Genomic DNA, 10,165 nt, shown 5'->3' with positions numbered 1-10,165 from the left:
CGATGAGTTCCACCGCGTCCGTGTCCTTCGGGTCGAAGAAGGACGGCCAGCCGCAGTGCGACGCGAACTTCGTCTCGGACGTGAAGAGCTCCGCGCCGCAGGCCCGGCAGGAGTAGACGCCCTTCGTCCTGGTGTCCGTGTACTCACCCACGAACGCCGGCTCCGTGCCGGCCTGGCGCAGCACGGCGTACTCCGCAGGGCTCAGCTCCGCGCGCCACTGCTCGTCCGGCTTCTCGACCTCGTACGACATGGCAGGAACTCCCTCAGTTCGACAGACGGGCCAGGATCTGCGGGCCCAGGTCCGTCACGTCGCCCGCGCCCATGGTGAGAACGAGGTCACCGGGCCTGGCCATTCCCGCGATCACGTCCGGCACCGTCGTCTTGTCGTGGACCGCGGTGACGTCGGCGCCGGCCGTCCCGGCGGCGTCGATGATCAGCGCGCTGGTGATGCCCGGGATCGGGTCCTCGCGCGCGGGGTAGATGTCGAGGACCACCGAGGCGTCGGCCAGCGCGAGTGCGCGGCCCATCTCGGTGCCCAGCTCCTGGGTGCGGGAGAAGAGGTGCGGCTGGAAGACGACGAGCAGCCGGGAGTCCGTGGCGGCCGAGCGCATCGCCTCCAGGTCGGCGGTCATCTCGGTGGGGTGGTGCGCGTACGAGTCGATGACCTGGACGCCCGCGGCCTCGCCCTTGAGCTGGAGGCGGCGCTTGACGCCGGTGTACTTGCCGAGGGCCGAGGCCAGGTTGTGCGCCGGGATGCCGAGGGCCACTCCGGCGGCGAGCGCGGCCACCGCGTTGAGCGCGTAGTGGCGGCCGGGGACGGAGACCGTGAAGGTCAGGTACTTGCCGCCGAGCAGGACGGTGACCTCGCTGGTCAGACCGCGCGGGGTGATCCTGTGGACGCGTACGTCGGCGTGCGCGTCCTCTCCGTACGTCACGACCTTGAGCGACGAGAGGTCGCGGACCCGGCTGGTGAGCTCGACGGCGCCGGACTGGTCGGCGGAGATGACGAGGGTGCCGCCGGGGACGACCTTGCCGACGAAGGTCTCGAAGGAGTCGTAGATCTCGTCCATCGAGGCGTAGTTGGCGTGGTGGTCGAGTTCGACGTTGAGGACGATGGCGACCTCGGGGTCGTACTTCTGGAAGCTGCGGTCGCTCTCGTCCGCCTCGGCGACGAAGATGTCGCCCTGGCCGTGGAGGGCGTTGGTGCCGGGTCCGGCGAGGTCGCCGCCGATCGCGTACGAGGGGTCGATGCCCAGCTCGGTGAGGGCGACGGCCAGCATGGAAGTGGTGGTCGTCTTGCCGTGGGTGCCGGCGACGGCGATGGCGCGCAGGCCGCCCATGAGCGCGGCGAGCGCGTCGGAGCGGTGGACGACGGGGATGGAGAGCTCGGCCGCGCGGACGAGCTCCGGGTTGTCGGCGCGGATGGCGCTGGAGACGACGACGCTGCTGGCGTCGGAGGCGAGGTGCTCGGCGGCGTGCCCGATGTGGACGGTGGCGCCGAGCTCCCGCAGCGCCTCGGCCGTGCCGGACTCCTTGGCGTCGCTGCCCGCGACCTTCGCGCCGCGCTGGGCCAGGATCTTCGCGATCCCCGACATTCCGGCACCGCCGATGCCGATGAAGTGCGGCCGTTCCATGGCGGTGGGGATCGCGGATGCCATTTGCGTGTGTCTCCCGGGGGTGCGCAGCGTGCGGGGTGTGGTCAGCCGGTACGGGCTGACGGCACTGGACCGCTGGACCGGTCCAGTGAGCCTTCACCCTATTCGCTGTGTGCCTCCTCGCTGTGTGCGAAGAGCTTGAGGACGGGGACGCCGACCTTGTGGCGGGCCCGGGAGGCCCAGTCGCGGTGGAAGAACTCCTCCACGTAGTGCGGCGCGGTCAGCACGATGACCTCGTCGGCGTTCACCTCGTCGACGACGGACCTCAGCAGGTCGAGGGGGTGGTCCTCGACGATCTGGCCGACGGCCGCGCTGCCGGTCGTGCGCAGGGACGCCAGCGAGTGCTCCAGGGCGCGTTCGGCGGGGGCCTTGGCGGCCGGGCCCGCGGGCTCACCGGCCTCGTGGACTGCTTCGTCGAGCTCGCCGAGGGCCACGTCGTCGATGGCGCGCAGCAGCCGGTCCTGGTCGCCGCGGGGCTGCATGAGGACGACGAAGGAGACCCGCTCGTCGCCATGCAGGGTGGTGACGAATTCCACGTCCACGGAGGTCAGGGGCTTTTCGATCATCAATACGCTTGTGAACACGACAAACGCCCTTCTCTTCACTCCGCCGGTGCCCGCGGGGCTGCGGGGCCCCGACGTGGTTACCCGCCCCTGCGGAAACCATCCTTCCCCGTGCCCGCACGGGGTCTGCGTGAGTTAAGTGTGCCCACCGGGGGCTAACCGGAACGGCAAATTCCGCTGATTGTCAGATCCGACGGTAACGCGTGTAGAGGAACCCGGCCTCCTCCAGCAGCGACTCCAGCCGGAAGTGCTCCGGGGCGCTCACCGAAGGGCCTCCCGCGATCCGCTGAGCACTGCCCGCGGTGAGGATCGGCGACACCGTCAGACAGAGCTCGTCGAGCACTCCGGCGGCCACGAACTGGCCGAGCAGCCGGGGCCCACCCTCCGTGAGCATCCGGTGCAGCCCGCGCTCCACCAGGGCCTCGACGGCCTTGGCGGGCTCCACACCCGGCCCGTCGCCAGCGATCACGACCTCCGCACCGGCCGCCTCGGCCTCGCGGACCCGGTCCGGGGGCGCGGCGGCGCCGGTCAGGATCAGCGTCGGCACCAGCGGCGAGGTGAACAGGGGCAGGCCGAAGTCCAGGTCGAGGCCGGCCGTCACCACCGCGATCGCGGGGGCCGGTCCCTGGCCCGCGGCCGTGCGCCGGGCCGCGAAGGCCTCCCGCGCCCGGGCCGGGCGGTAACCCTCCTGGCGTACCGTTTCCGCGCCCACCACGATCACATCGGCCAGCGCCCGCAGGGTGCCGAAGATCCGCATGTCGGCGTCGGAGGACAGCGGCTGGGAGCGGCCCTCGTGCTGGCCCGCGCCGTCCAGCGAGGAGACCATGTTGGCCCGCAGCCAGGGGCCGCCCGTCTCGGGGTACGCATAGGCCTCGGCCAGCGCGTCGAACGACCACTCCCCCTCGTCCGAGGCGGATGTCTGGTCGGTCACAGGGAACAGGCGTCGCATCCGTGCAGTCTTACACGGCGCTTACAGTGGTGAACTGTGTCGACCAGTCCCATAACCGAAGCGGCCCCGCTGTCGCTCTGCGCGCGCGAGCCGCATGTCCCCGCCGACCGTCTGGTCGCCGAGATGGTGCCGCCCCCGCGGTTCGACTCGGTCCGCTTCGAGACGTACGTACCGGACCCGAACCAGCCCAGCCAGAGCGAGGCCGTCAAGGTGCTCGGCTCCTTCGCGGCCGGTCTGGGCGGGGCGCACGCCAGCGGGAGCGGGCGCCGCAAGTGGTTCGCCAGGAAGCCGGCCGTGCCCGCCGCGCCGCGCGGGGTGTACCTGGACGGCGGATACGGCGTGGGCAAGACCCATCTGCTGGCCTCGCTGTGGCACGCCACCCCGGCCGAGCCCGCGCTCAAGGCCTTCGGCACCTTCGTCGAGCTGACGAACCTGGTGGGCGCGCTGGGCTTCCAGCAGACCGTGCGCACCCTGAGCGGGCACCGGCTGCTGTGCATCGACGAGTTCGAGCTGGACGATCCGGGTGACACGGTGCTGGTGTCGTCGCTGCTCGGCAAGCTGGTGGAGCAGGGCGTGGCGCTGGCCGCGACCTCCAACACGCTGCCCGGCAAGCTGGGCGAGGGCCGGTTCGCGGCCGTCGACTTCCTGCGCGAGATCCAGGGCCTGTCCGCGCACTTCCGGCCGCTGCGGATCGACGGCGAGGACTACCGCCACCGGGGGCTGCCCGAGGCTCCGGCGCCGTACTCGGACGAGCAGGTCGCCAAGGCCGCGTACGCGACCGAGGGCGCCGCGCTCGACGACTTCCCCGGGCTGCTCGACCACCTCTCGCGGGTCCACCCCAGCCGGTACGGGGCGATGACCGACGGCGTGAAGGCGGTGTGCCTCACCGATGTGCAGCCGGTTCCCGACCAGTCGACCGCGCTGCGGCTGGTGGTGCTGGCCGACCGGCTCTACGACCGCGAGGTGCCGGTGCTGGCGTCCGGGGTCCCCTTCGACCGGCTGTTCAGTGACGAGATGCTGAACGGCGGTTACCGGAAGAAGTACTTCCGGGCCATCTCCCGGCTCACCGCCCTCGCTCGTGACGCGAAGGGGCTTGTGGAGCAGTAGGTTTGGCGCACAGGGGGCCGTAAACCCCCTTAGCCACCAGAAGGGATACATCATGGCCACCACGCGTACGGCGCACACGGTCTGGGAAGGCGAGCTCATCAAGGGCTCGGGGACCGTCACCTTCGACTCGTCCGGTATCGGTTCGCAGCCGGTCAGCTGGGCGTCCCGCGCCGAGCAGGCCAACGGCAAGACCAGCCCGGAGGAGCTGATCGCGGCGGCCCACTCCAGCTGCTTCTCCATGGCCCTCTCGCACGCCCTGACCGGCGCGGGCAACCCGCCCACCCGTCTGGAGACCAAGGCGGACGTGACGTTCCAGCCGGGCGAGGGCATCACCGGCATCCACCTCACCACGCGCGGCGAGGTGCCGGGCCTGGACGCGGAGGGCTTCGCGGCCGCCGCCGAGGACGCCAAGAAGAACTGCCCGGTCAGCCAGGCCCTGACGGGCACGACCATCACGCTTTCCGCCGAACTGGTCTGAGTCACCGGCCGTTTTCGGCCACTTGAGGCGACACGGCCCGCATGATTCACGTATCAGCTGAACACGTGATGGATCATGCGGGTCGTGTGTCTTCCTGTCCGCCAACAGGGGAGTTGCCTCATGTCCGAAGCGCGAGCAACACGACGTCAGATCCTCGCCCGCACCGGTGCCTCGGCCGCCGCGATCGCCTTCACGGGCGCGGTCTCCGAACTTTTCGCCGCGGGATCGGCCGTGGCCGCCCCCAGTCGGCGCGGCTACGGGCCGCTGGTGCCCGACCCGGCCGGGCTGCTCGATCTGCCGGAAGGATTCCGCTACCGGGTGCTCTCCCGCGAGGGCGACCCGCTGTGCTCCGGCGAGGGCCGGGTGCCGAGCAACCACGACGGCATGGCCGCGTTCACGGGGCGCCACGGCGGCGTCCGGCTGGTCCGCAACCACGAGAACCGGGTCACCGCCGCGATCCCGGTCCCCCATGTCGAGGGGCTGGTGTACGACCCGATGGGCAAGGGCGGGTGTACCGCCCTGGAGCTCGACCGGGAGAACCGGGTGCGGTCCGAGCGGGTCGCCCTGAGCGGCACCGCCGTCAACTGCGCGGGTGGCCGCACCCCTTGGAACACCTGGCTGAGCTGCGAGGAGACCGAGGACCGGGCCGGTACCAACGGGTACACCAAGGACCACGGGTTCGTCTTCGAGGTCGACGGCGCCGACCCTCGCCGCACCGGGGCCGTACCGCTCACCGCGATGGGCCGGTTCCAGCACGAGGCGATCGCCATCGACCCGTCGCGCGGTGTCGTCTACGAGACCGAGGACGCCTTCGACAGGCCCTTCGGGCTGTTCTACCGCTTCCTGCCGAACCGGCCGCTGGGTGGCACGGGCTCGCTGCGCGCGGGCGGCGCCCTGGAGGCGATGCGCGTCCCGGACGTACCCGACCTCTCCGTGGTCCAGGAGCCCGGCGCCTGTTTCGACGGCATCGAGTGGGTGCCGGTGCCCGACCCCTCGGCCCGGCGGACACCGGTCCGGCTCCAGGACTTCGGCCCGCGCGGCATCACCCACGCGCAGAAGCTGGAGGGCTGCTACTGGAGTGGTGGCTGCGTCTACTTCGTCTCCAGCTACGCGCGCGTGGCGGAGGGTTCGGGCGCCGACCACTTCGGCCAGGTGTGGCGGTACGACCCGAGGCGCCGCCGGCTGACCCTGGTGGTCGTCTTCGGCCCGGCCACCGATATCCAGCTGCCCGGCGAGTCCCCGGACAACATCTGCCTGGCCCCGGACGGGGGGCTGATGGTGTGCGAGGACGGCAACGGCGCCCAGCACGTCTTCGGGCTGACCCGGCGCGGCGAGGTGTACGCGATGGCGCGCGGGAGGCAGGACATCGGCAAGCCCGGAAGCCCCGAATGGGGCGAGTTCGCGGGGATCACCTTCGCCCCGGACGGGCACACGATGTTCGTCAACTGCTACACACCGGGGACGACCTTCGCGGTGACGGGCCCCTTCGCCTGTTAGTGCGGGGGTTCGAAGACCGGCTCTCAGCGCTCGCGCCGCGTCGCGTTCCGTCGCACGATCGAGGGAACCGACCGTAAGGGGTGCGCAGTGGCCAAGAAGGGCAGCACGAGCGGCAAGGGCCGGAAGAAGCCCGGGCAGCCGGATCTGCGCCGGCTGCTGCGCGTCCCCGGGGGCAAGCGCGTCGACCTCTCCGCCTTCGCGGCCGACGCCACCCCGGCCGGGCCGCGGGACAAGGCGGAGGGGCTCGCGGCGACCGCCCGGATGGGCGAGGAGCTCGCCGGGCTCCAGGAGCGGCTGTACGCGGCGAGCACGGCGGGCGACCGGCGCCGGGTGCTGCTGGTGCTCCAGGGCATGGACACCAGCGGCAAGGGCGGCACGGTCAAGCACGTCATCGGTCTGTTCAACCCGTCCGGCTGCCGGATCAAGGCGTTCAAGACGCCCACCCGCGAGGAGCTGAACCACCCCTTCCTGTGGCGGATCATGCGGGCGCTGCCGCAGCCGGGCGAGATCGGCATCTTCGACCGCTCGCACTACGAGGACGTGCTGATCGCCCGGGTCCGCGAGCTGGTCCCCCGTCGGCAGCTGGGCCGCCGCTACGGCCAGATCAGCCGGTTCGAGCAGTCGCTCGTGGACGACGGCGTGAGCGTGGTCAAGGTCTTCCTGCACATCAGCCCCGAGCGGCAGCGCCGCCGGCTGCTCGAACGGCTCGACAACCCGGACAAGCACTGGAAGTTCAACCCGGGCGACATCGACGAGCGGGCGCTGTGGCCCGCGTACCAGGGGGCGTACGAGACGGCCCTGGAGCGGTGCTCGACGGACGCCGCCCCCTGGTACCTGGTGCCCTCCGACCGCAAGTGGTACCGGAACTGGGCGGTCAGCCGGCTTCTCCTGGAGCACCTGCGGGAGCTCGATCCGCGGTACCCGAAGGGTGACTTCGACGTGGCGGAGTGCCGGGCGCGGCTGCTGGCCCGAGGAGCCTGACCGACCGCCCGATGAGCCCGACCGATCACCCGAGGAATCTGACTGTTCGTCAGATCGCCATGGCCTCCTGGATCCAGCGGTTCACCCGGTACGGCAGCCACCACACCAGGTCGCCCACCTCCAGGACCAGCTTCTCGGAGAGGAAGTCGGCGAGGACGGCGGGCGGCACGGAGTCCGCCGGGGCGCCGTGCACCAGGGCCTTGATGACCTCGTGGTACTCGGGCTCGTCCGCCGTGAAGCGGCGCAGGTCGCCCCAGCGGCGGTCGCGGATCTGGACGAAGCCGGGCCCCTGCCGCCACAGGCACTTGCACAGGTAGTGGCCCTCGCGCCACTGGCGCAGCGCATCGGCCGCCTCGGCGGGCCCGTCGAGGCGCTGCGGTGGCTGGATATGGCTCAGGAGCTTCCAGGTGTCGGGGTCGGCCGACGGGTCGAGCCGCAGCTTCCACTCGACCAGGACGGCGCGGGCCGTCAGGTCCCGCGCGAGACTCAGGGCGCGCACGGCGTGGTGGGCGGCGCCCGGGGCGCTCAGGTCCGCGAGGTCGACCGGCTCCGTGAGGCGGACGCGGCGCACGCCCGCCTCCCACAGCCGGTCGGCCTCCTCCCCCGCGGGGCCGGTCAGTTCGAGGTCGCCCAGGTGCATCCCGGGCAGGGCGCAGGCGTCGGGGTCGTAGTCGCGCCAGGCGGCGACGGTGAGGGCCGCGGTGCGCGTGGTGAGGGCGGTGCTCATCGGGCTGGTCCTCCGGCTCTTGCGGTCTTCCGGCTCTTGCGGTTCCGGCTCTTACGGTCTTCACGAAGGTCTTCGCGGTCGGCGCCCGTCGCGGTCGCACGAGGGGGCGCGGTCATACGTGGGCGGGCTCGGGGCTCGCCGGCTGCTCGGCCGCGTCGAGGGCGGCGTGGGCGTGGCGCATGAAGTCCAGGCGCAGCAGGTCCTCGTTGACGGCCGAGGGCGCGATGTGGACGTACTGGCCGCCGTCGGTGAAGACCAGACCGAGCGCGAGCCAGGAGTCGAGCAGGCGCTGCACCTCGCCCTCGTCGCGGGCGGGGGCGCCCTTGGCCCGGGCGGCGGCCTTGCGGGTGAGCGCCGCGGCCGTGTGCGGCTGGTCCAGGAGGCGGAAGGCGACCAGCTCGAACGGGTCGGTCAGCTCCATCGCCCGCCAGGCGAACATCCGCCGCCGGCTGACCAGGACGATGCGGTCGCCGAGGTCGGCGTGGGTGAGCCGGGCGTCCGCGTGGTTCTTCTTCCAGGCGTCGAGCGCGTCGTTGAGGGCGGTCACCGTGGGCTCCTGGATACCGCGCTGCGGGGCCTCGAAGACGTACGCGAGGTCGTAGAGCTCGGACTCGGGCAGGTCGTAGGTGAAGCGGTAGTGCTCCTCGGGGCGCAGACCGTCGAAGCCGAGCTCGGGGCGGTTGAAGTAGGGGCTGAAGCGTTCGATGGCGATGCGCGCGGACAGGTCGACGGGCGGGTTGAGGTGTTCGAGCGCCGGTATCTGGGCGATCACCGGGTCGTAGTCCTCGGCGGTCTCGCCCGGGAAGCCGTGCAGATAGTTCCAGGCCACCGAGAGCCCGGTCTCGGCGCCGTCGCGGAGCATCCGGACGTTCTGGCAGCCGCTGACGCCCTTGTCCATCAGGTCGAGGACCCGGTTGTTGAGGCTCTCGATGCCCGGCTGGACGTAGATCAGTCCGGCGTCGGCGAGCGTACGGAGCTGGCTGCGGCGCATATTGGCCTTGATCTCGATGTGCATGCGCAGGTCGTAGCCGCTCTCGATGATGCGGGGCAGCACCGTGGAGAGGTAGCCCATGTCGAGGATGTTGTCGACCAGGTACATGTCGAGGACCCGGTGCTGCCGGGCGAGCTCCATGATCTCCGAGTAGAAGGTCTCGGGGGTCTTGGAGCGGTACTGCATGAAGGAGCCGTTGAGCCCGCAGAAGGTGCAGTGGTGCTTCTCGCCCCACCAGCAGCCCCGGGCGCCCTCGACGACCAGTTTCGGCTCGACCCAGTTGCGGGCCACCGAGGTGCCCAGCCGCTCGAAGTAGCCGCTGTAGTCGGGCGGCAGGATCGCCACCGGCGGCAGCGGGCTGGTGGCCATCGGGTTGACCACGGCCGTGCCGTCGGCGCCGCGGTGGCACAGGCCCGGCACGGCGGCGAGCGCGGCCGCGTCGGAGCCCTCGCCGATGGCGGTGAGCAGCTGCGGGAAGGCCGACTCGCCCTCGCCCCGGATGACGTGGTCCACGAACGGGAAGTTGCGGTGGACCGCCTCGCCCTGCTCTCCGTCGCAGTTGGCGCCGCCCATGACGGTCACGATGTGCGGGGCGAGCCGCTTGACGTGCTTGGCGGCGGCGAGGGCCGCGGTGTTCTGCTGGAAGGTGGAGGTGAAGCCGACGACGTCGGGTGCGTACGCGACGATCCGCTCGGCGATCATCTCCACGAACTCCGGTACGACGCGGTGCAGTTCCTGTGACATACGCAGCCGGGACTTGCGCAGCTTGCCCTTCATCGCATCCGCGAACTCCTGGTCGCGCCAGGTCGGGTCGTCGTAAAGGGCGGAGGAGAACACCCAGTCGCCGCAGCCCATGAAATAGGAGGAGAGCGCGTAGTACTCGTAGTCGTCGGCGGTGAATTCGGTGCGCTCGGTGATCCAGTCGGTGAATTCGAGATTGGCGTGCAGCACTTCGGCCTTGCCGCCGGGCACGCGCTCGTCGACGCTGCGCTTGAGGATTCCCAGGGCCAGCGACGGCAGGTCGATCGGTGACCAGGGCATATTGACCAGCAGAACACGCATGTCGACTCCTCGCGGGGTGCACAGACGTAAGGAAAAAAGGGGCCCGGCCCAGGTCCTGGGGCCGGCACCGGCCGGCCCGGCGGTCGAGACCGCCGGGCCGACGGGCGAGGATCAGTCCTCTTCGCCGTCCTCGGCGTTACGGAACGGAACCTTGA

The 10,165-nt window shown here is 71.1% G+C and carries 10 protein-coding genes (1 of these 10 only partly in view); 4 read left to right on the top strand and 6 right to left on the bottom strand.

The window, feature by feature from the left end:
• The 4 genes from msrB to A8W25_RS24370 form a co-directional block, all read right to left on the bottom strand.
• Positions 1–250, bottom strand: the 5' portion of a protein-coding gene (gene msrB / locus A8W25_RS24385) for a peptide-methionine (R)-S-oxide reductase MsrB (RefSeq protein WP_067164994.1). The gene continues 158 nt to the left of window position 1, outside the view; the window shows 250 of its 408 coding nt (coding positions 1–250); its start codon is at positions 248–250; its stop codon lies off the left edge, out of view.
• Positions 251–263: 13 nt separating this feature from the next.
• Entirely contained in the window at positions 264–1,658 is a 1,395-nt protein-coding gene (gene murC / locus A8W25_RS24380; RefSeq protein ID WP_067164992.1) for a UDP-N-acetylmuramate--L-alanine ligase, read from the bottom strand.
• 98 nt (positions 1,659–1,756) lie between these two features.
• The gene (locus A8W25_RS24375; protein ID WP_067164989.1) at positions 1,757–2,221 is read right to left on the bottom strand and encodes an indole-3-glycerol phosphate synthase; all 465 of its coding nucleotides are present in this window, start codon (positions 2,219–2,221) and stop codon (positions 1,757–1,759) included.
• A gap of 181 nt (positions 2,222–2,402) precedes the next feature.
• Entirely contained in the window at positions 2,403–3,167 is a 765-nt protein-coding gene (locus tag A8W25_RS24370) for a pyrimidine reductase family protein (RefSeq protein WP_067164986.1), read from the bottom strand.
• 36 nt (positions 3,168–3,203) lie between these two features.
• Between A8W25_RS24370 and zapE the strand changes: the two genes are divergently transcribed.
• The 4 genes from zapE to A8W25_RS24350 all read left to right on the top strand — a co-directional run bounded on the left by zapE (position 3,204) and on the right by A8W25_RS24350 (position 7,230).
• Positions 3,204–4,274, top strand: a complete 1,071-nt coding sequence (zapE, locus tag A8W25_RS24365; protein WP_199831820.1) for a cell division protein ZapE — start codon at positions 3,204–3,206, stop codon at positions 4,272–4,274.
• Between the two features lie 52 nt (positions 4,275–4,326).
• A complete protein-coding gene (locus tag A8W25_RS24360) occupies positions 4,327–4,752 on the top strand; it encodes an OsmC family protein (protein ID WP_067164983.1) in 426 nt (141 codons plus the stop codon).
• A gap of 120 nt (positions 4,753–4,872) precedes the next feature.
• Complete coding sequence (locus A8W25_RS24355) at positions 4,873–6,249, top strand: alkaline phosphatase PhoX (protein ID WP_079126347.1); 1,377 nt, start codon at positions 4,873–4,875, stop codon at positions 6,247–6,249.
• A gap of 87 nt (positions 6,250–6,336) precedes the next feature.
• Entirely contained in the window at positions 6,337–7,230 is an 894-nt protein-coding gene (locus A8W25_RS24350) for a PPK2 family polyphosphate kinase (protein ID WP_067164978.1), read from the top strand.
• Positions 7,231–7,279: 49 nt separating this feature from the next.
• Here A8W25_RS24350 and A8W25_RS24345 read toward each other — a convergent pair whose 3' ends face one another.
• A complete protein-coding gene (locus tag A8W25_RS24345) occupies positions 7,280–7,957 on the bottom strand; it encodes a DUF5825 family protein (RefSeq protein WP_067164976.1) in 678 nt (225 codons plus the stop codon).
• A gap of 112 nt (positions 7,958–8,069) precedes the next feature.
• Positions 8,070–10,010 (bottom strand): RiPP maturation radical SAM C-methyltransferase, encoded by a 1,941-nt coding sequence (locus tag A8W25_RS24340; RefSeq protein ID WP_067164973.1) that lies wholly within the window; start codon positions 10,008–10,010, stop codon positions 8,070–8,072.
• Between the last annotated feature and the right edge of the window lie 155 nt (positions 10,011–10,165).

The organism is Streptomyces sp. ERV7, from assembly GCF_001653515.1.
Taxonomy (GTDB): domain Bacteria; phylum Actinomycetota; class Actinomycetes; order Streptomycetales; family Streptomycetaceae; genus Streptomyces.
The sequence above is the reverse complement of the archived record's forward strand: the minus strand, read 5'-3'. Positions and strand labels throughout refer to the sequence as shown.

Bases quoted from the DNA above. Each gene is read 5' to 3' on its own strand.
- murC (WP_067164992.1), bottom strand. From the start codon at position 1,658: ATGGCATCCGCGATCCCCACCGCCATGGAACGGCCGCACTTCATCGGC.
- A8W25_RS24375 (WP_067164989.1), bottom strand. From the start codon at position 2,221: ATGATCGAAAAGCCCCTGACCTCCGTGGACGTGGAATTCGTCACCACC.
- A8W25_RS24370 (WP_067164986.1), bottom strand. From the start codon at position 3,167: ATGCGACGCCTGTTCCCTGTGACCGACCAGACATCCGCCTCGGACGAG.
- A8W25_RS24360 (WP_067164983.1), top strand. From the start codon at position 4,327: ATGGCCACCACGCGTACGGCGCACACGGTCTGGGAAGGCGAGCTCATC.
- A8W25_RS24355 (WP_079126347.1), top strand. From the start codon at position 4,873: ATGTCCGAAGCGCGAGCAACACGACGTCAGATCCTCGCCCGCACCGGT.
- A8W25_RS24345 (WP_067164976.1), bottom strand. From the start codon at position 7,957: ATGAGCACCGCCCTCACCACGCGCACCGCGGCCCTCACCGTCGCCGCC.
- A8W25_RS24340 (WP_067164973.1), bottom strand. From the start codon at position 10,010: ATGCGTGTTCTGCTGGTCAATATGCCCTGGTCACCGATCGACCTGCCG.